Origin of the sequence: Streptomyces bullii, from assembly GCF_042657145.1 — a bacterium.
Taxonomy (GTDB): domain Bacteria; phylum Actinomycetota; class Actinomycetes; order Streptomycetales; family Streptomycetaceae; genus Streptomyces; species Streptomyces bullii.
Genome location: NZ_JBHSNY010000003.1, coordinates 300,996 through 324,744 on the forward strand (window position 1 = coordinate 300,996; position 23,749 = coordinate 324,744).

Sequence of the window (23,749 nt, forward strand, 5' to 3'; positions counted from 1 at the left end):
AGGTCGCCGAGCAGCCGGCTGATGCGTTCCTCGTCGCGGCGGTAGTGGGTCCACTTGGCCGACGCGGGTGGAGCGCACCAGGCCCGCGCGTTCCAGTGTGGCCCTGTAGGCGGAGACGGCGGACTGGGCCAGGCCGGTCTTGGCCTGGATGTGGCTGACGCAGACGCCCACGGCACGCGGATCGGTGACGGCCGGGTCGACGGGGAAGTGGTCCGCGGGGTTCCGCAGCCACTGGAGCATGGAGCCGCACGGGGTTGGCGAGCGCCTTGAGGGGATCGAGCAACGGCGTGAGGTCGTCGGTCGCCGGCCTGTCCATACGTGCGATCCGGCCGCCCGCGGGCCAGGAGCGTTTCACGTGAAACATCACGGCGGGGCGGGAGACCTCAAGTCTCCCGCCCCGCCGTGATGTCGTACGGGCGCCGGGGCGTGAACGCGGCCTTCGGGCGTCAGGGACGCTCGTCGCGCTTGGCGGCCTCCTCCTCGGCCTCCTTCGCCTGGACCTCGGGGTCGAGACTCGACTGGCCGCTGCCGTCCACGGACGCCAGCCGGCCCGACTCGGGAACCTCGGTCGCCGCGGGCGGCTCCACCAGCCAGTCCGGGTTGGCCTGCTTGTCCCACCACTTCCAGGCGGCGAAGGCGCCCCCCGCGATGACGCCCACCATCACCAGCGTCCTCGCGGCCCGTCCGGCCCTCGCTCGCCGCTCGTGCTTGCGGATCAGCTTCTGGATCTCCTTCGGCGACACCTGGCCGCGCAGTGCGGCCAGCACGGCGGCACTGCGGGCGGCGGCCTCGTCCTTCATGGGCCCGGCCGCGGTCACGGCCTGCTCGATCATCGGCCGGGAGTACTCCGCCGCCTGCCGCGCGGCCTTACGGGCGCGGACGGCGGCCTCCTGGGCGGCCTGGTCGACCTTCGGCGGCACATGCGAACGGGCCTGTTCCAGATACGGCTGCACATGGGCGCCGTACTGGACGCGAGCCTGCCCGGCGGCCTGCGTCACCTTGGGCGCTAGCCGTACGCGTGCCTCGTGTGCGTAGTGCGCGGCCCTGTCCTTGGCCGTGTCGGCGTAGGGCGCCACCACTTCCGCGGCGTGCAGCACGCTGTCCTTCGCCGAACCAGTCGCGGCGCGCACGCTGTCGATGCGGGTCACGGGTTCCTCCTCCTCGGTGGCGTACGGTATTTCGACTTTCCACCCTTTTACGGATCATGCCTGCCGGGACGCTGTCAGGCATGTGTGGGCGGGCATCCGGGTCACGAAAGGTGACTCCGGGCGATCTCCGGCCAAACGCCGATCACAAGCCGATCGAGAGCGGATCACGTACAAGAGCGGATGAATACGGGGCAACGGGAGCTTGTCGTCGACAATGCCACGGATCGTCGCTCCGCGCTCCCGTCCCGGGGCCACTCGACCGGTTTTTCTGCAACCGTCGGTCCCTCCCACGAGCGCCGATGAAGGACGTCGGGCGACGCGGGGGCCGGTCCGTGCGAGGATCAGGGGGTCACGGAAAGACAACGGAAGGCAGATCGTGGCTGAGCAGCTCTACGCCACCCTGAAGACCAACCACGGCGACATCGAGGTCCGGCTCTTCCCGAACCACGCGCCGATCACGGTCAAGAACTTCGTCGAGCTCGCCAAGGGCGAGCGGGAGTGGACCAACCCGGCGACCGGTCAGAAGTCCACGGACAAGCTCTACGACGGCACGGTCTTCCACCGGGTGATCAGCGGCTTCATGATCCAGGGCGGTGACCCGCTGGGCAACGGCACCGGCGGTCCCGGCTACCAGTTCGAGGACGAGTTCCACCCGGACCTGCGCTTCGACAAGCCCTACCTGCTGGCGATGGCCAACGCCGGCCCGGGCACCAACGGCTCGCAGTTCTTCATCACCGTCTCCCCGACGGCCTGGCTGAACCGCAAGCACACCATCTTCGGCGAGGTCACCGACGCGGCCAGCCAGAAGGTCGTGGACACCATCGCGAGCGCCCAGACCAACCCGCGCACCGACCGCCCGCTCAACGACGTGGTCATCGAGTCGGTCGAGATCGAGACCCGCGAGGGCTGAGCGACGACCCGCCAGGGCCGCGCGCGAAAGCCCCCAGAGGGAACCAAACGCCCCGCTCATCCGTAAGGATGGGCGGGGCGGTGCGTTCTCCCGGCGCCCTCGACCACGACTTAGGGGATCTCATGGACGACCAGGCTGCGGGCAGCCCGCAGGACGCCCACAGCGTCCCCGTCTGCTACCGCCACCCGGACCGCGAGACGGGCATCCGCTGCACCCGCTGCGAGCGCCCGATCTGCCCCGAGTGCATGGTCAACGCCTCCGTCGGCTTCCAGTGCCCCAGCTGTGTGCGCGGCGGCTCCGGCACCGGACACGCGCCCGGCGCGTCGCGGCCCCGCACCCTCGCCGGCGGCACCATCGCGGCCGACCCCCATCTGGTCACCAAGATCCTGCTCGGGATCAACCTCGCGGTGTTCGTCGCCGTGCAGGCCTGGCCGTCGCTCCTTAACCACCTCGTCCTGGTCGGCGCGTGGCCGCCGGGGCCGTTCGGCCCCACCCTGGGCGTCGCCGAGGGCGAGTGGTACCGCCTGGTCACCGCGATGTTCACGCACGAGGCCATCTGGCACATCGCCTTCAACATGCTCAGCCTCTGGTGGCTCGGCGGTCCCCTGGAAGAGGCGCTCGGCCGGGCCCGCTACCTGGCGCTCTACTTCGTCTCGGGACTGGCTGGCAGTGCGCTGACCTATCTCCTGGCCGCGCCCGGCACCGCATCGCTCGGCGCCTCCGGTGCCATCTTCGGCCTGTTCGGCGCGACCGGTGTTCTGATGCGCCGCCGCAACTACGACCTACGGCCGATCATCGCCCTGCTGGTGATCAACCTGATCATCACCTTCGGGTGGAGCAGCATCGCGTGGCAGGCCCACATCGGCGGCCTCGTCGCCGGCGTCGTCATCGGCTATGCCATGGTCCACGCCCCGCGCGAGCGGAGGGCGCTGATCCAGTACGGCGTCTGCGCGCTGGTCCTGGCAGCGGTCGTCCTCATGACCCTGTTGAGGACGGCGCAGCTCACCTGAGCGCCACTGTTGTCCACAGCGTGTGGCGGATCTTGTGCATACCGTGCGGGAACAGCTGTGCCCCCTGTCGCCGGACCGCGTTTCCGCAGGTCAGCGCAGGGGGCGAACATGCTTTCGGATGCCGGTCGTTCAGTCATACCGGCGTCAACGTCCGACAGGTTATCCACAGATCGTCGTTTCTTTTCCCCATGTGGAAAACGGCTGTGGATAACTCAGCGAACAGCCCTGGGCAGAGCTACTTCCACTGCGTCGAGACACCGAATCCGGCGGCGATGAAGCCGAAGCCCACCACGATGTTCCAGTTGCCCAGGGCGTCGATGGGCAGCGAGCCGTCGGTGACGTAGAACACGACGATCCATGCCAGGCCGATGAGGAACAGGGCCAGCATGACGGGCGCGACCCAGCTGCGGCTGGTCAGCTTCAGCGCGGTTGCCTGCTTCGCCGGGGGCGGCGTGTAGTCGGCCTTCTTGCGGATACGTGACTTCGGCACGAGGGTCTCTCCTGTCGATGCGCTGCGTGGCCGCGCAGGGAACTGGGGTCGGGCTCGGGGCAGCGTACAAGGGGACTCTTAGTGCTCCCCCGGGCGTCCGTTAGCGTAGTGCTTCCGCGGCGCCGAAGGAGATAAGGGTACGTTGAGCAATTCTGCCGACTCCCCCGGGACGGGTTCCACCCCTGCCCGCCCACGCCGTTTCCGCCCCGTGCGCTTGCTCACCGCAGGTGTCTTCGCTCTCGCGGGCCTCCTTTTCCTCACCAGCTTCAACACGGCCAAGGGCACCGACATCCGTACGGACAGCTCCCTGCTGAAGCTGTCCGACCTCATCCACGAGCGCAGCCAGGAGAACGGCGAGCTGGAGGAGTCCAACGCGGCGCTGCGCGAGGACATCGAGACGCTCGCCGAGCGGGACGACGGCAGCACCAAGGCGGAGGACGACAAGCTCGCGGCCCTGGAGAAGCGCGCGGGCACACAGAAGCTGACGGGCGAGGCGATCACGGTCACGCTCAACGACGCCCCGCCCGACGCCACCGCCAAGCTCCCGGGCTACCCGGAGCCGCAGCCCGACTACCTCGTCATCCACCAGCAGGACCTCCAGGCCGTGGTGAACGCCCTGTGGCAGGGCGGCGCGAAGGGCATCAAGGTCATGGACCAGCGGCTGATCTCCACCAGCGCGGTGCGCTGCGTGGGCAACACGCTGATCCTGCAGGGCCGCGTCTATTCACCGCCGTACAAGATCACGGCGGTGGGCGAGCCGGAGAAGCTGAAGAAGGCGCTCGCGGCCTCGCCGGCGATCCAGAACTACATGGTGTACGTCAATGTCTACGGGCTCGGCTGGCAGGTCGAGGACGACGGAACGGTGACTCTGCCCGGCTACTCGGGCACAGTGGACCTGCACTACGCGAAGCCTGTGGAGTAGCTGCCGCCGGGGGGGGCGCCGTGTCGCTGCGCGTGATCGTCAGGACCGTCAGCGAACTGTGCGTCACCGCCGGGACGGTGATCGTGCTCTTCGTCGTCCACGTGCTGTTCTGGACCGGTGTGCGGGCCGACGACGTCATGGACGACCAGATCGACCAGCTCCACCGGCGATGGGCGGAGCAGAGTGCACGGCCCCCAGGAGCAGCCGCCCCCGCGAGTCCGCCGCAGCCCGCGCCCTACGCACGCGGCAGACCTTTCGCGATCATGCACATTCCGCGTCTTGGTTTCACGTGGAACAAGCCCGTCCTGGAAGGCACCTCCACCGCCACCCTGAAGAAGGGGCTCGGCCACTACGCCGACACCGCGCAGCTCGGGCAGAAGGGCAACTTCGCGGTGGCCGGCCACCGGCGTACCCACGGCGACCCCTTCAAGGACTTTCCCCGGCTCAGGCGGGGAGACGCGGTGGTCCTGACCGACGGCACGACGTGGTTCACGTATCGGATCGACCAAGGCCCGTACAAAACCGTGCCCTCGGACATCGAGGTGATCGACCCTGTGCCACGTAAGTCGGGGTATACGCGCCCGGGCCGCTATCTGACGCTGACCACATGCGAACCGGAATGGGGGCACAGTCACCGGCTGATCGTCTGGGCGCATCTGGACTCGACCCAGCCCGTGGAGGCCGGGAAACCGAAGGCGTTACGCCGTTAGTCTGGTGACGTACGGCGTGAGTCGGGTGCCGTGGTACGACGGAAGGGACGGCATGTACAGCTGGATCTGGCGGCATCTGCCGGGGAACGGATGGGTGAAGGCGCTCATCTCACTCGTGCTGATCCTCGCCGTGGTCTACATCCTCTTCCAGTACGTCTTCCCCTGGGCCGAGCCGCTGCTGCCCTTCAACGATGTGACGGTGGACAACCAGTGAGCGCGCGCATTCTCGTCGTCGACAACTACGACAGCTTCGTCTTCAACCTGGTCCAGTACCTGTACCAGCTGGGCGCCGACTGCGAGGTGCTGCGCAACGACGAGGTGTCGACCGCGCACGCCCAGGACGGTTTCGACGGCGTGCTGCTGTCCCCGGGACCGGGCACCCCCGAGGAGGCCGGCGTCTGCGTCGACATGGTCCGCCACTGCGCCACGACCGGCGTCCCCGTCTTCGGCGTGTGCCTCGGCATGCAGTCGATGCAGGTGGCGTACGGCGGTGTCGTGGACCGGGCGCCGGAACTGCTGCACGGCAAGACCTCGCTGGTCGAGCACGAGGGCAAGGGCGTCTTCGCGGGCCTGCCCTCCCCCTTCACCGCGACCCGCTACCACTCCCTGGCCGCCGAGCCGGCGACCGTACCGGCCGAGCTGGAGGTCACGGCCCGGACGCACGACGGCATCATCATGGGCCTCAGGCACCGTGAACTGCCCGTCGAGGGCGTGCAGTTCCACCCCGAGTCGGTGCTGACCGAGCACGGCCACCGGATGCTGGCCAACTGGCTGGTGGAATGTGGCGACCAGGGTGCCGTGGCGCGGTCGGCGGGCCTCGCCCCGGTGGTGGGCAGGGCCACGGCGTGACGGCGCTGCGCCCCGAGCGCGAGTCCGGCACCTCGTACGGGCAGCAGGAGCCGTACGGGGCGCAGGGCGCGTTCGAGGACTGGGGGACGACGGGCAGCGGCACGTACGAGGCGGCCCCCGGGCAGTCGTACGGCCGGCAGCCGGTGCAGACGCCCCCTGAGACGCCGTACGACACGGCGTACGAGCCCCCGGTCGCCCCGGGCGGCCCCGTCGACGAGGAGACGGTGGCGCTGCGGATACCGGATCCGCCGCCGTCGCTGTCGGCCGGCTCCGCCGCGCACGGCGGGCCCGCCCCCGGTGGCCGGGCGGCCCGCAGGAAGGCCGCCAAACGGCGTCACGGGCGGCGTGGCGGCACCGCAGGGTCGTCGGCGCGGGAGGCACCGGAGGCGCGGCAGGAGGAGCCGCAGCGGCCGCTGTCGCGCGTGGAGGCGCGTCGGCAGGCCCGGGCACGCAGGCCGGGCCCGGCCGTCGTCGCCAGCCGCGCGATCGGCGAGGTGTTCATCACCACCGGCGTGCTGATGCTGCTGTTCGTCAGTTACCAGCTGTGGTGGACCAACGTCCGGGCGCACGCGCAGGCCGACAAGGAGACCAGCAGCCTCCAGGACGACTGGGCGAGCGGCAGACGGAACCCGGGCGTCTTCGAGCCGGGGCAGGGCTTCGCCATCCTGCACATCCCGAAGCTGGACGTGGTCGTGCCGATCGCCGAGGGCACCAGCAACACGAAGGTCCTCGACCGGGGCATGGTCGGCCACTACGCCGACGGCGCGCTGAAGACGGCGATGCCGGACGCCCGGACGGGCAACTTCGGGCTCGCGGGCCACCGCAACACGCACGGTGAGCCGTTCCGGTACATCAACCGGCTCCAGCCGGGCGACCCGATCGTCGTCGAGACGCAGGACAAGTACTTCGTCTACAAGATGGCGTCGATGCTGCCGGTGACGTCGCCGAGCAACGTGAGCGTCCTCGAACCGATCCCGAAGGGCTCGGGCTTCACCGCTCCCGGCCGCTACATCACACTCACGACGTGCACGCCGGAGTTCACCAGCAAGTACCGGTTGATCGTCTGGGGCAAGATGGTCGAGGAACGGCCGCGCAGCAAGGGCAAGCCGGATGCGCTCGTCAGTTAAGGGCAGATGAAACGTGGCAGCGACCACCGACACGGACCACACAGAGCACACCGACGCGCCCGGGTCACGGCCGCCCGCGGCGCGCCGCCGCAGAATGGGCCGGATCGCGACGGCCGTCAGCTTCTTCGGGGAACTCCTCATCACCGGGGGCCTGGTCCTCGGCCTGTTCGTCGTCTACTCGCTGTGGTGGACGAACGTCGTCGCGGACCGCGCGGCGGACCAGCAGGCCGACAAGGTCCGTGACCACTGGACCCACGAGTCCGACGGCGGCGGCCCCGTCACCTTCGACAGCAAGGACGGCATCGGCTTCCTGCACGTGCCCGCGATGAGCAAGGACGAGATCCTCGTCGAGAAGGGCACCTCGATGAAGGTCCTCAACGACGGCGTCGCCGGCTACTACACCGACCCCGTCAAGGCGACCCTGCCGACGTCGGGCAAGAAGGGGAACTTCTCGCTGGCCGCGCACCGGGACGGCCACGGCGCCAAGTTCCACAACATCGACAAGATCAGGAAGGGCGACCCGATCGTCTTCGAGACGAAGGACGAGTGGTACGTCTACAAGGTCTACGGCATCCTTCCCGAAACCTCGAAGTACAACGTCCAGGTGCTCTCCCAGGTCCCGAAGGAGTCCGGCAGGAAGAAGGCCGGCCACTACATCACGCTCACCACGTGCACGCCGGTGTACACGAGCCGGTACCGCTACATCGTGTGGGGCGAACTGGAGCGGGTGGAGAAGGTGGACGAGGAGAGGACGCCGCCGAAGGAACTGCGCTGACACCCTGACCTCACGGCAGAGCCCCGGCCCCCTGAGGGGAGCCGGGGCTCTGGCGTACCAGGAGCTGTCAGGCCGGTCAGTCGTCCTCGCTGCGGCCGGTGAGACCTCCGAAGATGCCGCCGTTGTTGCCGCCGCCGTTGTTGCCGCCGCCGTTGCCGCCGGCCGTCGTCAGCGTGATCGTCTGACCGCCCGGGTTGTCGACCTCGGTACCCGGCTGCGGGTCCTGCTGGGTCACCACCGCGTTGTCGTCCGTGGGGCCGGAGACCTGGATGTTGGTGAATCCCTGCTGCTGCAGGATCTGCCTGGCCTGGGCCAGCGGACGCAGACGGACCTCCGGCACCTGCGCCTTCTGCTGCTTGGCCTTGCCGATGACGATCTGCACCGTCGAGTTCTTGTCGACCTGCTGGTTGGCCTGCGGGGTGGTCGAGATGACCTTGCCGACCTGGTTGGGGTCGTCGGTGTCCTGCTCGGTGCACTGGCCGACCAGGTCGTTGGCCGACATCTGGGCCTTGGCCTCGTCACAGGACTTGCCGATGACGTCCGGGACGGTGGACTTCGCCTCGGCCTTGGCGATGACCAGGGTGACCGTGGAGCCCTTCTCGACCTCCTTGCCGGAGGTCGGGTTCTGCTCCAGGACGGTGCCCGGGTCCTCGGAGGACTCGCGGGTCTCCGTCTCGACCGAGAACTGGTAGTCGTCGCCCTCCAGCTTGGACTTGGCGTCGTCGACGCTCTGCCCGATCACGTTCGGGACCGCCACCTTCGGCGCCCCGGTGGACACCACCAGGTTGATGGTGTCGCCCTTGTTGACGTCCGTGCCGGGCTCCGGATCCTGGTCGCAGACCTTGCCCTTGCTCTGGTCCTCGCAGGGCTTCTTCTCCACCTGCACGTTCAGGTCGGCGTTCTTGGCGAGGTTGCGGGCCTTGGCCTCGGTCTCGCCCACGAAGGACGGCGTCGGGACGGTGTTGTTGTCCGCGCCGCCGCTGCCGCTGAACGCCCACCGCCCGATCAGGATCGCGCCGATGAGCACCAGGATTCCCGCCACGACCAGCAGGATCGTCGAGGTGCGCGACTTGCGCTGCTGGCGGCGCCGGTCGGGGCGGTCGTCGTAGCCGTAACCGCCGTCATCGGGGTTCATGGGCGGCAGCATCGACGTCGCGCCCGCGCCGGAGTCCGCGCGCAGGGCCGTCGTCGGCTGGTCGTCGGGGTAACCGCCGTAGCCGACCGAGCCCATGGCGGCCGTGGCCGCGACGGGCTGGCCGTCGAGGCACGCCTCGATGTCGGCGCGCATCTCGTCGGCGGACTGGTACCGGTAGTCCGGGTCCTTGACCAGTGCCTTCAGCACGATCGCGTCCATCTCGGGCGTGATCTCCGGGTCGAAGACGCTCGGCGCCTGCGGCTCCTCCCGGACGTGCTGGTACGCGACCGCCACCGGTGAGTCGCCGACGAAGGGCGGCCGGACCGTCAGCAGCTCGTACAGCAGGCAGCCGGTCGAGTACAGGTCGGAACGGGCGTCGACCTGTTCGCCCTTCGCCTGCTCCGGCGAGAGGTACTGGGCCGTGCCGATGACCGCCGCGGTCTGCGTCATCGTCATGCCGGAGTCGCCCATGGCGCGGGCGATGCCGAAGTCCATCACCTTGACCTGGCCGTTGCGCGTCAGCATGACGTTGGCCGGCTTGATGTCGCGGTGGACGATGCCGTTGCGGTGGGCGTACTCCAGACCCTGGAGGATGCCGATGGTCATCTCCATGGCCCGCTCCGGCAGCAGCTTGCGACCGCTGTGAAGAAGCTCACGGAGGGTGGAGCCGTCGACGTACTCCATGACGATGTACGGGATCGAGACCCCGTCGATGTAGTCCTCGCCCGTGTCGTAGACCGCGACGATCGCGGGATGGTTGAGCGAGGCGGCCGACTGGGCCTCCCGGCGGAACCGGGCCTGGAAGGACGGGTCGCGCGCGAGGTCCGCGCGCAGCGTCTTCACCGCCACGGTGCGGCCGAGGCGGGTGTCATGGGCGAGATACACCTCTGCCATGCCACCGCGGCCGAGCACCTGGCCCAGCTCGTACCGGCCGCCGAGGCGACGCGGCTCTTCCATAGCTACCTACCAGCCCTCTCCGTCGGTCCCGACCGGCACGCTTGTACGGTCGGAGGCTGCCGTCCGGGCCTACCGTACCCGGCTCGCTTTGTGTGACCTGGCCAAGCCCGTCACCCGATACAGGACCGGTATCGCAACGTGCACCGATGTGAAGCAGACGTGAGCGGGGTCACTGCTTGCTCTTGACGACCGCCTCCATCACGCTCTTCGCGATCGGCGCCGCGAGACCACCGCCGGAGATGTCGTCGCGGTTGGCGTTCTCGTCCTCGATCACGACGGCCACGGCGACCGGCGAGCTGTCGTCGGTCTTGGCGTAGGAGATGAACCAGGCGTACGGGTTCTCGCTGTTGTCGACACCGTGCTGGGCGGTACCGGTCTTGCCGCCCACCGTGACGCCGGGGATCTGCGCGTTCCTACCCGTGCCGTCCTTGACGACCGTCTCCATCATCGACTGCAGGATCTGCGCGTGCTCCGGCGTCAGCGGCTGGCTCAGCTCCTCCGGCTCGGTCTTCTCAATGGGGTCGAGGCCGGGGGACTGGAGCTCGTCGACCATGTACGGCTTCATCAGCTTGCCGTCGTTGGCGACGGCCGAGGCGACCATGGCCATCTGCAGCGGCGTCGCGGCGGTCTCGAACTGGCCGATGGAGCTCAGCGCGGTCTGCGGGCGGTCCATCTCCTCGGGGAAGAGCGAGGCGCTGGAGCGCACCGGCGTGAACTGCTCCTCGTTGAAGCCGAACTTCTTCGCCGTCTCCAGCATCTTGTCCTTGCCGAGGTCGGAGCCGACCTTGCCGAAGACCGTGTTGCAGGACACCCGCAGCGCCTCGCGCAGGGTGGCGTCCTTGCAGGGCAGGTTGCCCTCGTTCTTCAGCTCGGTCCTGGTGTCCGGCATGGTCCACGGCAGCGGCGAGTCGGTCTTCTCGTCCGCGGACGAGTACAGGCCGTGCTCCAGGGCGGCGGCCGCGGTGACCACCTTGAAGGTGGAGCCCGGCGGGTAGGTCTCGCGCAGCGCGCGGTTGAGCATCGGGTCGGCGGGGTTCTTGTCCTTCTGGAGCTTCTGCCAGGCCTTGGTGTCGGTCGACGTGGAGTTGCCGGCGAACGACGACGGGTCGTACGACGGGTAGGAGGCAAGGGCCAGGATCTTGCCCGTGGACGGCTCGAGGGCGACGACGGCACCCTTGCCGCCCTGGGCCTTCAGACCGTCGTACGCGGCCTTCTGGGCGTCGGCGTCGAGGGTGGTGACGACATTGCCGCCCTGCCTCTTCTTGCCCGTGAACATGTTCATGGTGTTGCGGAAGAAGAGCCGGTCGTCGTTGCCGGTGAGGATGCCGTCCTCGATGCTCTCCAACTGGGTCGCCCCGAACGCCTGCGAGGCGTACCCGGTGACCGGCGCCCACATGGGGCCGTTCTTGTAGGTCCGCTTGAACTTGAAGTCGCTGCCCGACGTCTCCTTGGAGCCGGTGATCGGCTTTCCGTCGACGATGATGTCGCCGCGGGGCAGGGCATAGCGTTCGATCGCGATCCGGCGGTTGTTCGGGTTCTTCTGCAGCGCGTCCGCCTTGACGTACTGGAGCCAGTTGTCCCGGATGAGCAGGGCGAGGACAAGGAGGCCACAGAAGATCGCGATCCTGCGCAGGGGCTTGTTCACGGGCGGACCACCTGGGTCATCTCGGCGTCGGGGTCGGTGGCAGGAGTCGGGGCGGGGCGGCGGGCGGTGTCGCTGATGCGCAGCAGGATGCCGACGAGGGCCCAGTTGGCGATGACGGAGGAACCGCCGGCCGCCAGGAACGGCATCGTCATACCGGTCAGCGGGATGAGCCCCATGACACCGCCGGCCACCACGAAGACCTGGAGGGCAAAGGCACCGGACAGGCCGATCGCGAACAACTTGCCGAACGGGTCACGGGCAGCCAGCGAGGTGCGGATGCCGCGCTCGATGATCAGTGCGTAGAGCAGCAGGATCGCCATGACACCGGCCAGGCCCAGCTCCTCGCCGAAGGTGGAGAAGATGAAGTCGGAGTTGGCGGCGAAGCCGATGAGGTCGGAGTTGCCCTGGCCGAGACCGGCGCCCATCACACCACCGGAACCGAACGACATGATCGACTGGCCGATCTGTTCGCAGGCGCCTGAGGTCTTGTAGCAGCCGAACGGGTCGAGCCATGCGTCGACTCGGGCCTGGACGTGGCTGGCGAAGGTGGCCACACCCACGGCACCTGCGGCGGACATCAGCAGACCGATCACGATCCAGCTGGTCCGCTCGGTGGCGACGTACAGCATGATCACGAACATGCCGAAGAAGAGCAGCGACGTACCGAGGTCGTTCTCGAAGATGAGGATGAGCAGACTGACGGCCCAGATGGTGATGATCGGGCCGAGGTCACGGCCACGGGGCAGGTACAGGCCCATGAAACGGCGGCTGGCGAGCGCAAGGGCGTCCCGTTTCACCATGAGGTAGCCCGAGAAGAAGATCGCGATGATGATCTTCGCGAACTCTCCGGGCTGGATGGAGAAACCGGCGACGCTGATCCAGATCTTGGCGCCGAAGACGTCGGCACCGAGCCCCGGCACGAGCGGCAACAGCAACAGGACCAGGGCGGCGACCATCGAGACGTAGGTGTACCGCTGGAGGATGCGGTGGTCCTTGAGGAAGATCAGGACCACCACGAACAGGGCGACACCTACGGCGGAGTACAGCAGCTGCCTGGGCGCGGAGGGGGTGAAGGCTCCGTACTGGATCTTCGCCAGTTGCTGCAGCCGTTCCGACTGGTCCAGCCGCCAGATGACGACGAGCCCGAGCCCGTTGAGCAGCGCGGCCAGCGGCAGCAGCAGCGGGTCCGCGTACGGCGCGAACTTGCGCATCACGAGATGGCCCACACCGGCCAGCAGGCCGAGGCCCAAACCGTAGCTCAGCAGGCCGGAGGGCACCTGGTCGCTGATGGCCAGCCCGACGTTGGCGTAGGCGAACACCGGGATGACGACGGCGAACACCAGCAGTGCGAGCTCGGTGTTGCGTCGGCTCGGTGCGCCGATCGCGCCGATCGTGGACGTGTGGTGCGTCGGCGAGTTGGTAGTACTGCTCATCGTGTGACGGGGCCTCTCACGGCTTGCCTACTGCTTACCGCACAGCGAGACGACCTTCTGCTCTTCCTCCGAGAGAGTAGGGCCGGGGCTGGGAGTGGGTGCGGTCGTGGACGGGGACGGGGACTTGTCCGGCGCCGTCGCCGAACCGGACGGGGAGCCCGACGGGTTCGGGGTCGGCGTGGCCTTGGACGTGAACGAGGCGGGAGTGGTTCCCGTGGTGCCCCCGGCCTCGCCCTGGCCCGTCCCGGCGTTCTTGTCGCTCTCGGCTGCGCGCCGCTGCGCCTGCTTCTTGCACGCGGAGGCCTGCACCGACAGTTCCTGGATCTTCTTCTGGGCGTTCTTCAGGTCGCCCTCGGCGATGGTCGCCTCGACGAGCTTCTGCTGGTAGGGCGGCAGGTACTTGAGTTCGATCTCGGGGTGGTCCTTGGCCACCTTCGAGAGCGACACCCAGGCCAGGTCCTGGCTGATGCCGCGGTACAGCGCGACGTGCTCGTCCTTGGCGCCGACGTAGTACTGCGTCTGCGTCCAGCGCCAGCCGCCGTACAGGCCGCCGCCGATGACGGCGAGGGCGAGCAGGCCGTAGGCGGATCTCTTCAGCCACCTGCGGCTCTTCCGCGGCTTGACGAAGTCGTCGTCGCCGTAGCCGAATCCGTCCGTCGGGATGAAGCCGGTGGTGTCGCCGCTGCCGGGCGGACCGAACTCGCCGCCCCCACCGCCCTGTTGGTGCCGGCGGCCGAGGCCGGAGGCGCGGCCGGCCGGGGTCTGCATGATGCCGTTGTCGTGCAACTGGTGCTGGTTCTCGGCGACGGCGCCGACCACGACCGGGGTGTCGGACAGCTGCCCGGCCAGGGTGTCGCCGGTGTCGAGGTCGAGGACGTCGGCGACGATGACGGTGATGTTGTCCGGTCCGCCGCCGCGCAGCGCCAGCTCGATGAGGTTCTGGACGGTCTCCTGGGGGCCCTGGTAGCCGGCGAGGGTGTCCTCCAGCGTCTGGTGGGAGACGACCCCGGACAGCCCGTCGGAGCAGATCAGGTAGCGGTCGCCGGCGCGGACCTCGCGGATGGACAGGTCGGGCTCGACGTGGTCGCCGCTGCCGAGGGCCCGCATCAGCAGCGACCGCTGCGGGTGCGTGTTGGCCTCCTCCTCGGTGATGCGGCCCTCGTCGACCAGCCGCTGCACCCAGGTGTGGTCCTGGGTGATCTGCGTCAGCACGCCGTCGCGCAGCAGGTAGGCGCGGGAGTCGCCGACATGGACGAGGCCGAGCCGCTGCCCGGTCCACAGCAGGGCGGTGAGGGTGGTCCCCATGCCCTCCAGGCTGGGGTCCTCCTCGACCATCTGGCGCAGCTGGTCGTTGGCCTGCTGCACGGCCGTGCCGAGCGAGGTGAGGATGTCGGAGCCGGGCACGTCGTCGTCGAGGGCGACGATGGTGGAGATCACTTCGGAGGAGGCGACCTCGCCGGCCGCCTGGCCGCCCATGCCGTCGGCGATGGCGAGCAGGCGCGGACCGGCGTAACCGGAGTCCTCGTTGCCTTCCCGGATCATGCCCTTGTGCGATCCGGCGGCGAAGCGCAGTGACAGACTCATGCGCACCTCGCCCGTCGGCTCCGGGTACAGCCGGTCGTGTCGAGCCACACTGCCCACCCTCCGGTCGGGAGCGCGCCGGGGCCCTGGGTCCGGACCGCCGCTGCGTGCTCGCTCCGCTCGCGCTCATTCATTGGTGTAGCACTACTTCCGCAGCTCGATGACGGTCTTGCCGATGCGGATCGGCGCGCCCAGCGGAATCGGTGTGGGGGTCGTCAGCCGGGTCCGGTCCAGGTAGGTGCCGTTGGTGGAGCCCAGGTCCTCGACGATCCACTGGCCGTCGCGGTCCGGGTAGATCCTGGCATGGCGGCTGGAGGCGTAGTCGTCGTCCAGCACGATCGTCGAGTCGTGCGCCCGTCCCAGGGTGATGGTCTGGCCCTGCAGCGCGACGGTGGTGCCGGTGAGCGTGCCCTCGGTCACGACGAGCTTGGTGGGCGCGTTGCGGCGCTGGCGTCCGCCCGAGGACTGCTGGCGTTGCGGCGGGGGCGTCTGGCGGGCCGCCTGCTGGGCCCGGCCTGCCTCGCGTCGCGATCCGCGCTGGGTGACGCGCGTACCGAACAGGTCGCTCCGGATGACCTGCACGGCCACGATCACGAACAGCCACAGTACGGCCAGGAACCCCAGCCGCATGACCGTGAGGGTCAGCTCTGACATTGCCCCCGCTTCACCCTTCGGCTTGCCTATAGATAACGGTGGTGCTGCCCACGACGATCCGCGAGCCGTCGCGGAGCGTAGCGCGGGTGGTGTGCTGCCCGTCCACCACGATGCCGTTGGTGGATCCGAGATCCTGGATCGTCGAGGGCGTTCCGGTCCGGATCTCGCAGTGCCGGCGGGAGACGCCGGGGTCGTCGATCCGCACGTCTGCGTCGGTGCTGCGGCCCAGCACCAGGGTCGCGCGGGAGATCTGATGGCGGGTGCCGTTGATCTCGATCCAGTAGCGGGTACGGCCGGCGGGCGCGGCGCCGGGGCGCGGTCCGGCGGCGGGCTGCGGGTATCCGTACCCGCCGGGACGGCCGCCGGGCGGCGGAGCGGCCGGCATGGGCGGGGCGCCCGCGGGGGCGGCCGGCGGGTAGCCGTAGCCGCCGGGACGTCCGGCCGGCGGGGCGGCGGGGGCCGCGGCGGCACCCTGCTGGCTGCTGGAGGAGGCGAGCGTACGGCTGCGCACCCGGTACAGGCCGGTGTCGAGGTCATCCGCCTTCTCCAGGTGCACCTTGATGGGGCCCATGAAGGTGTAGCGCTGCTGCTTGGCGTAGTCGCGCACCATGCCGGCGAGCTCGTCGCCGAGCTGGCCGGAGTACGGGCTGAGCCGCTCGTAGTCGGGCGTGCTCAGCTCCACGATGAAGTCGTTGGGGACGACCGTCCGGTCGCGGTTCCAGATCGTGGCGTTGTTGTCGCACTCCCGCTGGAGCGCTCCCGCGATCTCCACGGGCTGCACCTCGGACTTGAACACCTTGGCGAAGGTGCCGTTGACCAGACCTTCGAGACGCTGCTCGAACTTCTTCAGGACTCCCATGGGGCACCTCCTCCGTCGCTGACGTCCTGCCGTACTGCCCTGCGTGCTGCCTACTGCTTACCTGGTACCGCTGGTACTGCTTACTGATCGTATCCACGCGCCGGTCAATCGGGTGGTTCCCCCGGCGCTCCCCTTCGAACTCCTTGTGGAAGCACTCCCGCGCTTCCTTCTGCCCAGGATCGTAGAGGCGGCCGCAAACCAGTGTCCCGCACCGGACTGTGGACCCCGACCGGCTCGGGGCGGGACGAGGGGTACCGGTACGAGGTTGATACGTCGCGTGGCACATGTTGATACGTGTGCGGACGTGGGGGAGCTCGGCCGGTGGGCGGCGGGGGAAACGGATGTGAATCCACCCCGGACAGCGTGCTAATGTTCTGGGTGTCGGAAGGCGCCGAACCCAAGGGAAAGCGCCGGAGACACACCCAATGCGCGGGTGGCGGAATAGGCAGACGCGCTGGATTCAGGTTCCAGTGCCCGCAAGGGCGTGGGGGTTCAACTCCCCCCTCGCGCACACCGTCGGAACGGGCGGCATCGACAAGATGCCGCCCGTTCCGCTGTTTGCGGTCCTTCGGCATGTGAGACATCTCTCAGGAGCCGGAGGGCCCGATGAGCTCCCGAGTGAGAGCAGCGTCACGCGCTGGAGGGACCGGGGCATCACTCCCGTGCGCCCGCCCCTGCCGCCGCGCGCCGGCGCAGGGCCAGTGCGGCGGGCGCGGTGACGGCGAGCACCGCGCATGCGGTCGCGGCCGTGACGAGGGCCGTCCACGGCACGGCGATCGTGGTGCGTACCGACAGCAGACCCAACGCGGTCCACATGCCCGCCAGGTTGAGCCCGGCGACCAGGAGCCCGAGTGCCGTTCCCACGGCGACCACCGTCAGCGCCTCGGCGCCCACCAGCCGCAGCACCTGCGACCGCGTGGCCCCGGCCAGCCGCAGCGATCCCAGCTCCCGCACCCGGTCGGGGGCCGCCATGACCGCGCGGGGCCAGGGTGCCGACGACCCGTACGGTCCCCCGGTCGGTGCGCAGACGGTCGCCGGGCCGCGCACAGTGGCCGGTGACGGCGACCTCGCCGCGCCGGACGCGCGGGGCGCGCGCCCCGCGTCCAGGGCGTACGGGGCGAACGCGGCGAACGCGGCGGTGGACCAGGGGTGCCCACCAGGTCCGCGGGTCCGCCACGGCCCGTACCGGGAACGAGCGGTCCTCCACGACCGTGCCCAGCCGCCGCAGCCGCGCGAGGGTCGTGGCGGGGACGGAGCGCGGGTGGCCGAGTCTGGCCACCCTCGCCGGCCGGGGTCGGGACCCTGAGGGTGTCCGTCCCCCGGACGACGACCGGCGCGGCCGCGAACCGTTCGGGGCGGCGGTCGGGCGCGTCCAGCGAGGAGGCCAGCGTCAGGCCCGTCACGGTGAGCAGTGCCACACCCAGCGACAGCGCGACGAAACTGCCCGCGAAGGTGACCCAGCGGGTGCGCAGGGTGCCCAGGGCGGCGCTCATCACGGCACGGCCTCCAGCCGGGTCATACGGGCGGCGATGGCGTCGGCGCCCGCGCCGGCCGCTCGCCGTTCAGCCGCCCGTCGGCGAGGAAGACCACACGGTCGGCCCAGGCGGAGGCCACCGGGTCGTGCGTGACCATGACCACCGTCTGTCCCTCGGCGTCGACCAGGCCGCGCAGCAGTTCCAGCACCTCGCGGCCGGTCCGCGAGTCGAGCGCGCCGGTCGGTTCGTCACCGAACAGCACCTCGGGGCGGGTGATCAGGGCGCGGGCCAGGGCCACGCGCTGCTGCTGGCCACCGGACAGCTCGGTCGGCCGGTGCCGGGCCCGGTCGCCGAGTCCGACCCGCCGCAGCGCCTCGCGCACCCGGCGCCGGGCACCCGCTTGCCGGCCAGGCGCAGCGGCAGCGCCACGTTCTGCTCGGCCGTCAGCGACGGCAGCAGTTGAACGCCTGGAAGACGAGGCCGACCCGCTCGCGCCGCAGCAGGGTCAGCCGCCGCTCACTCAGCCCGGTCAGCTCGGTGCCGCCCAGGGTGACCGACCCGGAGGTGGGCCGGTCCAGGGCGGCGGCGCACTGCAGCAGGGTCGACTTGCCGGAGCCGGAGGGGCCCATCACGGCGGTGAAGCTTGCCCGGGGGAAGGACACGGTGACCTCGTCGAGCGACGTGCAGCGGACGTACGCCTCCGACCTGCTCGACTCCGGTGACGGGACCGGCATCGGCTACCTGCTGAAGGACCGCGTCGGCCAGGTCGAGGAGTTCGTCGAGGCGCTGTGCGAGGTGGCGGCCGGCGGCACTGTCGTCGATGCGGAGGTCGTACGGCAGTTGCTGCGCCGCCGCCGCGACCCGCTGGAGCGGCTCACGCCGCGTGAGCGGGAGGTGCTGGCGCTGGTCGCGGAGGGCAGGTCCGACAGCGCGATCGCCCGCCGGCTCGTGGTGTCCGAGGCGGCCGTGGGCAAACACATCGGCAGCATCCTCACCAAGCTGGACCTGCCTCCGGCGGAGGAGACCCATCGCAGGGTGCTGGCGGTGCTGGCCTATCTGCGATCGTGAGGCGGGGGAAGCCAAACCGACTGAGCGGTTTCGCGGCGGACCGGTTCCGACCGGCTGAGCGGTTCGTGGCGGGATCCGGACGGCAGGCGCTAGCCCTCACCGGACCGCAGGAACGACCGGTACCAGGGCGCCGCGCGCGAGAAGGCGGTGGCGAAACCCTCACCCGGGTCGCAGTCCAGGTCCTTCCAGAAGGTGTCGTCCGCGAACCAGTGGTCGACCGTGAGCATGGCGAGGTGGTGCCGCGCCGACGGCGACCCGGCCGCCCGCTCCCGGGCGGTGGTGACGTCCACCGCCGCCCCGCCGCCGGGGGCCGCCACCTGCCCGCACACGGCCGCGAGCAGCTCCGAACACGACACGGGCTCCGGGTGGTTGACGTGGTGCACCCCGGAGGCGGGCGTGGGGGACAGGGCCGCCGCCACCACGGCACGGCCGAGGGTCGCCACGTCGATCATCGAGTGCAGCGCCTCGCACCCCGTCACGGTCGCGGACAGCTCCCGCATCAGCCCCACCAGGCCCGGGACGACCCAGCGGTCGCCCTCCCCGTACACGAGGTGCGGCCGCAGCACCAGGCCGCCCGCGTCGAGCACATGCCGCTCGGCCGCGGCGCGGGTGCGGCTGGTGGCCGACGCGGGGGCGAGCGGCACCTCGCCGGGCCGTACGCCGTGGAAGGGGCCCCGGCCGTACACGGCGGCCGTGCTGACGTAGACGATGCGGCGCACCCCGTGCCGTACCGCCTCGTCGACCAGGGCGCGGGTGCCCCGGTCGTTGACGGCTACGGCGGTCTCGGGGCCACCGCCGATGCTCGACGCGCAGTGGACGAGGACGTCCGCTCCCGCGCAACTGCCGTACAGCGAGCGCGGATCGGCGAGGTTGCCGTGGACGTGGTCTGCCTCGGCGCCGGTGCCCGGCGGAGGCGTGCGGCGGGAGAGCGACCGCAGGCGTACGCCGTCCTGGCGGCGGGCGGCGTCCGCGACCCGGCTGCCGACGAAGCCGGTCGCGCCCGTGAGCAGGAGGTTCACCGTCATGGCGCGGACCGGGCCGGGGCGTCGGGGGCGGCGGAGAGCGTGGCGGTGAAGGCGGACTCGCCGTTCTGCACACCCGACACCCGCACGGTCACCTCCTCCTTGTCGAGCACCTCGGTCTCCAGCAGGCACGGGGTGTCCAGTTCGGTGTACCGGCTGAACGAGACGGACATCCGCCCGGGCAGGAAGGGGGCGCCGCCGGACGCGGCGGTCGCGGCCTGCCGGGCCGCCTCGAACAGGACCATGCCTGGTACGTGGTCGTTGGGGCGGGGGAACAGGACGGGGTGGCCGGTGTCGACGCGCAGCCGCCAGACGCCGGGCCGGTCGTCCGGTGCGAGTACGACGTCCTCGGCCCGGTCGCGGCCGACCAGCTCGGGCGGTATGCCCGGAGGCAGCGGCACCGGTGTCCCGACGGCGGCCAACTGCCGTGCCCGCAGCCGGCGGTAGGCCGCCGGCGAGGTGCAGCCGGTGCTGCCGGTGCCGCGGGCGACGAGCCGGCCGGCGCGGCGGAACTGCATCGTCGTCCGCATGCTGCTCAGGCCGCGCCCCCGGCGGCGGATCTCCGAGCAGACGACGTGGACGGCGACCGGCTCGGCGGCGTCCGCGAGCAGCAGCGCGGCCGGGTCGACGGTCACGTCCATGTCCCACATCACGAAGTGCGTGTCGGCCGGGACACCGAACTCGGCGTGTGCGAGCGCCATCGAGGTCTGCCGCAACGTTTCGCCGACGACCATCGGGTCCTGGTGGCGGTCGTCGACCGGACGGAAGAAGGCGTGGACGGCGGGCCAGTACGCCGTGACGAGGAACCGGGTGTCGGAGAGCCGGCGCCAGTGGGTCGGGAAGACGTCGGATTCGCGTGTGCGGTGGGCGAGTTCTTTGGTTACCCGGGAGATGGCCGTGGCGGTGTCGTCGCGGGGAATTGCCGTGGAGGTGGGGGGAGTCTTGGGGGCGTCGCGGGAGAGCCGGTCGTTCCCACCGGGGAAGGCCGTGCTGTCGCGGGAGATGCCGAGGGCGGCGTGTGGAATCCCGTTGGTGTCACCGGCGTTGTCGGTGTTCTGGCGGACGATCACCATGTCCTCGTTGGCGATCACCGTGTCGTCGACCGCCTCACCGGCCGCGCTTGCCGGACCGCCCCGGAGTCCGGTCTGATCCTCCGTGGGCGCGCTTAAGGGACCTGTCTGCGGCATGAGGAACCCTCCGGGATCGACAGCCTGGTTCCGTTCGGCGTGGGACTAAGATACGGACAGGTCGGTTTTTTTCAAAGGCCCGACGAAGGCCGCACCGGATGGCCACATCGCTGGGAGATGACCCCACGCGCCCGTACGTCATGGCGACTTCACGGAGATCTGGCGAAGATCTACGGGGATCAGGAGGAACCCGATGGCGCGACAGGAGCGCGCGATCCGCACCCGGCGGACCATCCTGGAGGCGGCGGCGGCCGTCTTCGACGAACGTGGTTACACCTCGGCGACCATCGGGGAGATCCTGCAACGGGCGGGTGTGACCAAGGGCGCGCTGTACTTCCACTTCGGCTCCAAGGAGGAGCTCGCCCTCGGCGTTTTCGAGGAACAGCTGGCGATCTCCCTGCCCCCGCAGGCCAGCAAGCTCCAGGAACTGGTCGACTCCGGCCTGGTCCTGGCCCGGCGGCTGCGCGAGGAGCCGCTGGTGCGGGCCAGCGTCGGACTCGCCCTGGACCAGGGGGCGTTGGGCCTGGACCGCACTCCCGCGTTCCGCATGTGGATCGACCAGACCGCGCGGACGCTGGCCGAGGCCAAGGCGCGGGGGGAGCTGCTGCCGCACGTCGAGGAGACGGAGACGGCGGAGTTGCTGGTGGCGAGCTTCTCGGGGGTGCAGCTGCTGTCCCAGCTGCGCTGTCAGCGGGAGGACCTGGAGCGCCGGGTGGTCGTGCTGTTCGACCATCTGCTGCCCGGGATCGCCGTGCCCGCGGTGCTGGCCCGGCTCGACATCTCGGCGGAGCGGGCGGGGCGGATTCTGGCGGAGAGCCGGTTGGAGGCCGTGGCGGGGTGACCGGGGCGGGCGGGTTCCGTCCTGGGGTGGGGTGGGGCACGGGGCGGGCGGGTGCCTGCCCTGGGGCGAGGTGGGGGCTCGGCCGGGTGGGTGCCTGTCCTGGGGTGGGGCGAAGGGACCGGGCGAGTGGGTTCCTGGGGCAGGGAGGTGGGCCTGGATCTGCGGGCCCGGGTTTCGGCTTTCGGGTTTCGGGTTTCCACACTTCGGGAGTTGTCCACAGGGGCTGACGCGTTCGCGGTCGGCGGTTGTACGGTCGGCACGAGTTGATGTTCGTGCGCGTTTTCTCGCGCGGTACTGCGTGTGAGCGGGGGAGGCGGTCGCGGTGACCGAGGTGGGTGCTGGGGCGACGGACGCCGGAGCGGGCGGGGAGCGGGCTGTGCCGGGCGGCACGGAAGCCGGGGCGGCCGACGGGCGGGTGATGCCGGGCGGCTCGGAAGCCGGGGCGGCCGACGGGCGGGTGGTGGCGGGAGGTGCGCGGACGGCGGCGCGTCGGTTGCCGCGGGTGGCGGGATTCGCCGAGTGGCCCGCCGAGGGATCGCCCAAGGACGAGGGCAAGGCACTGCGCAAGCGGGTCCCGCGCCATGCGCACGCCACGCTCGACCTGGACGGTGCCCGCCCCGACGCGGTGAGCGCGGTCGAGGAGTCCAACCAGGGGCGGCTGCCCGAGCTCACCCCGATACGCGTCGGCCGGATGGCGGCCACCCCGTTCGCCTTCCTGCGCGGCGCGGCGGGCCTCATGGCGTACGACCTGGCCCGCACTCCGACGACCCGGATCCGCGCCCAGATCTGCGGCGACGCCCACGCGGCCAACTTCGGCCTGTACGGAGACGCGCGAGGCCGCCTGGTCATCGACCTGAACGACTTCGACGAGACCGTGCACGGCCCCTGGGAGTGGGACCTCAAGCGCCTCGCGGCCTCCCTCGTCCTCGCGGGCCGGGAGGCCGGCGCCGACGAGGACACCTGCCGCCGGGCGGCGTACGACGCGGTCGGCGCGTACCGCCGCACCGTGCGGCTGCTGTCCAAACTGCCCGTCCTCGACGCGTGGAACGCCATCGCGGACGAGGAGCTCGTCTCCCACACCGACGCCCACGACCTGCTCGGCACCCTGGAGCGGGTCTCGGAGAAGGCGCGGCACAACACCAGCGGCCGCTTCGCGGCCCGGTCGACCGAGCCGACGCAGGACGGCGGGCGGCGCTTCGTCGACGCCCCGCCGGTGCTGCGGAGCGTCCCCGACACGGAGGCCGCGGCGGTGGCGGCGTCCCTGGAGCAGTACCTGGCCACGCTGCCGGAGGACCGCCTGCCGCTGCTGGCCCGGTACGCCGTGCACGACGTGGCGTTCCGCGTCGTCGGTACGGGCAGCGTCGGCGCCCGGTCGTACGTGGTGCTCCTCCTGGACCACCGGGGCGAGCCGCTGGTGCTCCAGGTGAAGGAGGCACGCGCCTCCGCACTCGTACCGCACCTGGTGACCGCCGGTTTCGAGGCGCCGCCGGCGGACCACGAAGGACAGCGGGTCGTGCTCGGCCAGAAGCGCATGCAGGTCGTCAGCGACATCCTGCTGGGCTGGACGACGGTCGACGGCCGTCCCTACCAGGTCCGCCAGTTCCGCAACCGCAAGGGCAGCGTCGATCCCGCGGCGCTGGCCGCCGACCAGATAGACGACTACGCCCGTATGACGGGCGCCCTACTGGCCCGGGCCCACTCCCACAGTGCCGATCCCCGACTCATCTCCGGCTACTGCGGCAAGAACGAGGAACTGGACGAGGCGATCGCCGACTTCGCCGTCGCCTACGCGGACCGCACGGAGGCGGACCACGCGGAGCTGCTGGCCGCGGTACGGGCGGGGAGGATCGCTGCCGAGCTGGGAGTGTGATCGTCGCGCGGCGGCGTGCGGACGGGCGTGACAGGGTGCGGATGCCCAGGGCTGAGTGCGGATGGGCTGGCAGGGTGCGGA

At 70.4% G+C, this 23,749-nt stretch carries 21 protein-coding genes, 1 tRNA gene and 3 pseudogenes; 12 read left to right on the plus strand and 13 right to left on the minus strand.

The features are described 5' to 3' along the window. Positions 1-446: 446 nt before the first annotated feature. Entirely contained in the window at positions 447-1,148 is a 702-nt protein-coding gene (locus tag ACFPZJ_RS09275) for a DUF5324 family protein (RefSeq protein WP_381019445.1), read from the minus strand. A 376-nt stretch (positions 1,149-1,524) separates the two neighbouring features. Between ACFPZJ_RS09275 and ACFPZJ_RS09280 the strand changes: the two genes are divergently transcribed. After that, positions 1,525-2,058: a peptidylprolyl isomerase gene (locus tag ACFPZJ_RS09280; protein WP_381019447.1), complete on the plus strand. Its 534-nt coding sequence runs from the start codon at positions 1,525-1,527 to the stop codon at positions 2,056-2,058. Between the two features lie 122 nt (positions 2,059-2,180). Then, entirely contained in the window at positions 2,181-3,068 is an 888-nt protein-coding gene (locus ACFPZJ_RS09285) for a rhomboid family intramembrane serine protease (RefSeq protein ID WP_381019449.1), read from the plus strand. Between the two features lie 235 nt (positions 3,069-3,303). On the opposite strand, the gene crgA is transcribed toward ACFPZJ_RS09285, so the two are convergent. Further along, positions 3,304-3,558, minus strand: a complete 255-nt coding sequence (gene crgA, locus ACFPZJ_RS09290; RefSeq protein ID WP_381019450.1) for a cell division protein CrgA — start codon at positions 3,556-3,558, stop codon at positions 3,304-3,306. 142 nt (positions 3,559-3,700) lie between these two features. Here crgA and ACFPZJ_RS09295 point away from each other — a divergent pair, with 142 nt between their 5' ends. From ACFPZJ_RS09295 to ACFPZJ_RS09320, 6 genes are read left to right on the plus strand one after another with little or no spacing between them, the layout of a single operon-like run. Next, the gene (locus ACFPZJ_RS09295; protein ID WP_381019452.1) at positions 3,701-4,480 is read left to right on the plus strand and encodes a DUF881 domain-containing protein; all 780 of its coding nucleotides are present in this window, start codon (positions 3,701-3,703) and stop codon (positions 4,478-4,480) included. 26 nt (positions 4,481-4,506) lie between these two features. Further along, on the plus strand, positions 4,507-5,190 hold the full coding sequence (locus ACFPZJ_RS09300) for a class E sortase (RefSeq protein ID WP_381020142.1): 684 nt from the start codon (positions 4,507-4,509) through the stop codon (positions 5,188-5,190). A gap of 52 nt (positions 5,191-5,242) precedes the next feature. Further along, complete coding sequence (locus ACFPZJ_RS09305; RefSeq protein WP_381019454.1) at positions 5,243-5,404, plus strand: hypothetical protein; 162 nt, start codon at positions 5,243-5,245, stop codon at positions 5,402-5,404. Continuing rightward, positions 5,401-6,039 (plus strand): aminodeoxychorismate/anthranilate synthase component II, encoded by a 639-nt coding sequence (locus ACFPZJ_RS09310; protein ID WP_381019456.1) that lies wholly within the window; start codon positions 5,401-5,403, stop codon positions 6,037-6,039. Before ACFPZJ_RS09305 ends, ACFPZJ_RS09310 begins: the two co-directional genes overlap by 4 nt. Then, on the plus strand, positions 6,036-7,166 hold the full coding sequence (locus tag ACFPZJ_RS09315) for a class E sortase (RefSeq protein ID WP_381019458.1): 1,131 nt from the start codon (positions 6,036-6,038) through the stop codon (positions 7,164-7,166). Before ACFPZJ_RS09310 ends, ACFPZJ_RS09315 begins: the two co-directional genes overlap by 4 nt. Positions 7,167-7,179: 13 nt before the next feature. Then, on the plus strand, positions 7,180-7,941 hold the full coding sequence (locus tag ACFPZJ_RS09320) for a class E sortase (RefSeq protein WP_381019460.1): 762 nt from the start codon (positions 7,180-7,182) through the stop codon (positions 7,939-7,941). Between the two features lie 76 nt (positions 7,942-8,017). Here ACFPZJ_RS09320 and pknB read toward each other — a convergent pair whose 3' ends face one another. The 6 genes from pknB to ACFPZJ_RS09350 all read right to left on the minus strand — a co-directional run bounded on the left by pknB (position 8,018) and on the right by ACFPZJ_RS09350 (position 16,205). Continuing rightward, entirely contained in the window at positions 8,018-10,033 is a 2,016-nt protein-coding gene (gene pknB, locus ACFPZJ_RS09325) for a Stk1 family PASTA domain-containing Ser/Thr kinase (protein WP_381019462.1), read from the minus strand. 169 nt (positions 10,034-10,202) lie between these two features. Further along, positions 10,203-11,678: a peptidoglycan D,D-transpeptidase FtsI family protein gene (locus ACFPZJ_RS09330; protein ID WP_381019464.1), complete on the minus strand. Its 1,476-nt coding sequence runs from the start codon at positions 11,676-11,678 to the stop codon at positions 10,203-10,205. Continuing rightward, positions 11,675-13,111, minus strand: a complete 1,437-nt coding sequence (locus ACFPZJ_RS09335) for an FtsW/RodA/SpoVE family cell cycle protein (protein WP_381019466.1) — start codon at positions 13,109-13,111, stop codon at positions 11,675-11,677. Before ACFPZJ_RS09335 ends, ACFPZJ_RS09330 begins: the two co-directional genes overlap by 4 nt. Before the next feature lie 27 nt (positions 13,112-13,138). Further along, entirely contained in the window at positions 13,139-14,695 is a 1,557-nt protein-coding gene (locus ACFPZJ_RS09340; RefSeq protein ID WP_381020144.1) for a Stp1/IreP family PP2C-type Ser/Thr phosphatase, read from the minus strand. Positions 14,696-14,836: 141 nt separating this feature from the next. Next, the gene (locus tag ACFPZJ_RS09345) at positions 14,837-15,346 is read right to left on the minus strand and encodes an FHA domain-containing protein FhaB/FipA (protein ID WP_381019468.1); all 510 of its coding nucleotides are present in this window, start codon (positions 15,344-15,346) and stop codon (positions 14,837-14,839) included. A 10-nt stretch (positions 15,347-15,356) separates the two neighbouring features. After that, entirely contained in the window at positions 15,357-16,205 is an 849-nt protein-coding gene (locus ACFPZJ_RS09350; protein WP_381019470.1) for an FhaA domain-containing protein, read from the minus strand. Between the two features lie 427 nt (positions 16,206-16,632). Here ACFPZJ_RS09350 and ACFPZJ_RS09355 point away from each other — a divergent pair. Next, positions 16,633-16,716, plus strand: a tRNA-Leu gene (locus ACFPZJ_RS09355). A gap of 143 nt (positions 16,717-16,859) precedes the next feature. Here the strand turns inward: ACFPZJ_RS09355 and ACFPZJ_RS09360 are convergent. The 3 genes and pseudogenes from ACFPZJ_RS09360 to ACFPZJ_RS09370 all read right to left on the minus strand — a co-directional run bounded on the left by ACFPZJ_RS09360 (position 16,860) and on the right by ACFPZJ_RS09370 (position 18,414). Beyond that, entirely contained in the window at positions 16,860-17,177 is a 318-nt protein-coding gene (locus tag ACFPZJ_RS09360; protein ID WP_381019472.1) for an FtsX-like permease family protein, read from the minus strand. A gap of 1 nt (position 17,178) precedes the next feature. Continuing rightward, a pseudogene (locus tag ACFPZJ_RS09365) lies at positions 17,179-17,701 on the minus strand (ABC transporter permease); the annotation flags it as partial. Then, positions 17,698-18,414: pseudogene (locus ACFPZJ_RS09370) on the minus strand (ABC transporter ATP-binding protein). The pseudogenes ACFPZJ_RS09370 and ACFPZJ_RS09365, both read right to left, overlap by 4 nt. Here ACFPZJ_RS09370 and ACFPZJ_RS09375 point away from each other — a divergent pair. Then, positions 18,299-18,748 (plus strand): annotated as a pseudogene (locus tag ACFPZJ_RS09375) (response regulator transcription factor); the annotation flags it as partial. The pseudogenes ACFPZJ_RS09370 and ACFPZJ_RS09375 sit on opposite strands and share 116 nt — an antisense overlap. Before the next feature lie 89 nt (positions 18,749-18,837). Here ACFPZJ_RS09375 and ACFPZJ_RS09380 read toward each other — a convergent pair. Both ACFPZJ_RS09380 and ACFPZJ_RS09385 read right to left on the minus strand, forming a co-directional pair. Continuing rightward, complete coding sequence (locus ACFPZJ_RS09380) at positions 18,838-19,773, minus strand: NAD-dependent epimerase/dehydratase family protein (protein ID WP_381019473.1); 936 nt, start codon at positions 19,771-19,773, stop codon at positions 18,838-18,840. Continuing rightward, positions 19,770-20,957 carry a ScbA/BarX family gamma-butyrolactone biosynthesis protein gene (locus tag ACFPZJ_RS09385; protein WP_381019476.1) on the minus strand — a complete coding sequence of 396 codons (1,188 nt, stop codon included), beginning with the start codon at positions 20,955-20,957 and terminating at the stop codon, positions 19,770-19,772. Before ACFPZJ_RS09385 ends, ACFPZJ_RS09380 begins: the two co-directional genes overlap by 4 nt. Positions 20,958-21,150: 193 nt before the next feature. On the opposite strand from ACFPZJ_RS09385, the gene ACFPZJ_RS09390 reads away from it, so the two are divergent. Then, on the plus strand, positions 21,151-21,798 hold the full coding sequence (locus ACFPZJ_RS09390; RefSeq protein ID WP_381019478.1) for a ScbR family autoregulator-binding transcription factor: 648 nt from the start codon (positions 21,151-21,153) through the stop codon (positions 21,796-21,798). Between the two features lie 418 nt (positions 21,799-22,216). Beyond that, the gene (locus ACFPZJ_RS09395; RefSeq protein WP_381020146.1) at positions 22,217-23,668 is read left to right on the plus strand and encodes a DUF2252 domain-containing protein; all 1,452 of its coding nucleotides are present in this window, start codon (positions 22,217-22,219) and stop codon (positions 23,666-23,668) included. The last annotated feature ends 81 nt before the right edge of the window (positions 23,669-23,749 follow it).

Coding starts and splice junctions, on each gene's coding strand:
- ACFPZJ_RS09360 (WP_381019472.1), bottom strand. CDS start 17,177: ATGGCGGCCCCCGACCGGGTGCGGGAGCTGGGATCGCTGCGGCTGGCC.
- ACFPZJ_RS09285 (WP_381019449.1), top strand. CDS start 2,181: ATGGACGACCAGGCTGCGGGCAGCCCGCAGGACGCCCACAGCGTCCCC.
- ACFPZJ_RS09335 (WP_381019466.1), bottom strand. CDS start 13,111: ATGAGCAGTACTACCAACTCGCCGACGCACCACACGTCCACGATCGGC.
- ACFPZJ_RS09350 (WP_381019470.1), bottom strand. CDS start 16,205: ATGGGAGTCCTGAAGAAGTTCGAGCAGCGTCTCGAAGGTCTGGTCAAC.
- pknB (WP_381019462.1), bottom strand. CDS start 10,033: ATGGAAGAGCCGCGTCGCCTCGGCGGCCGGTACGAGCTGGGCCAGGTG.
- ACFPZJ_RS09305 (WP_381019454.1), top strand. CDS start 5,243: ATGTACAGCTGGATCTGGCGGCATCTGCCGGGGAACGGATGGGTGAAG.
- ACFPZJ_RS09340 (WP_381020144.1), bottom strand. CDS start 14,695: ATGAGTCTGTCACTGCGCTTCGCCGCCGGATCGCACAAGGGCATGATC.
- ACFPZJ_RS09345 (WP_381019468.1), bottom strand. CDS start 15,346: ATGTCAGAGCTGACCCTCACGGTCATGCGGCTGGGGTTCCTGGCCGTA.
- ACFPZJ_RS09395 (WP_381020146.1), top strand. CDS start 22,217: ATGCCGGGCGGCTCGGAAGCCGGGGCGGCCGACGGGCGGGTGGTGGCG.
- ACFPZJ_RS09390 (WP_381019478.1), top strand. CDS start 21,151: ATGGCGCGACAGGAGCGCGCGATCCGCACCCGGCGGACCATCCTGGAG.
- ACFPZJ_RS09380 (WP_381019473.1), bottom strand. CDS start 19,773: ATGACGGTGAACCTCCTGCTCACGGGCGCGACCGGCTTCGTCGGCAGC.
- ACFPZJ_RS09385 (WP_381019476.1), bottom strand. CDS start 20,957: ATGCCGCAGACAGGTCCCTTAAGCGCGCCCACGGAGGATCAGACCGGA.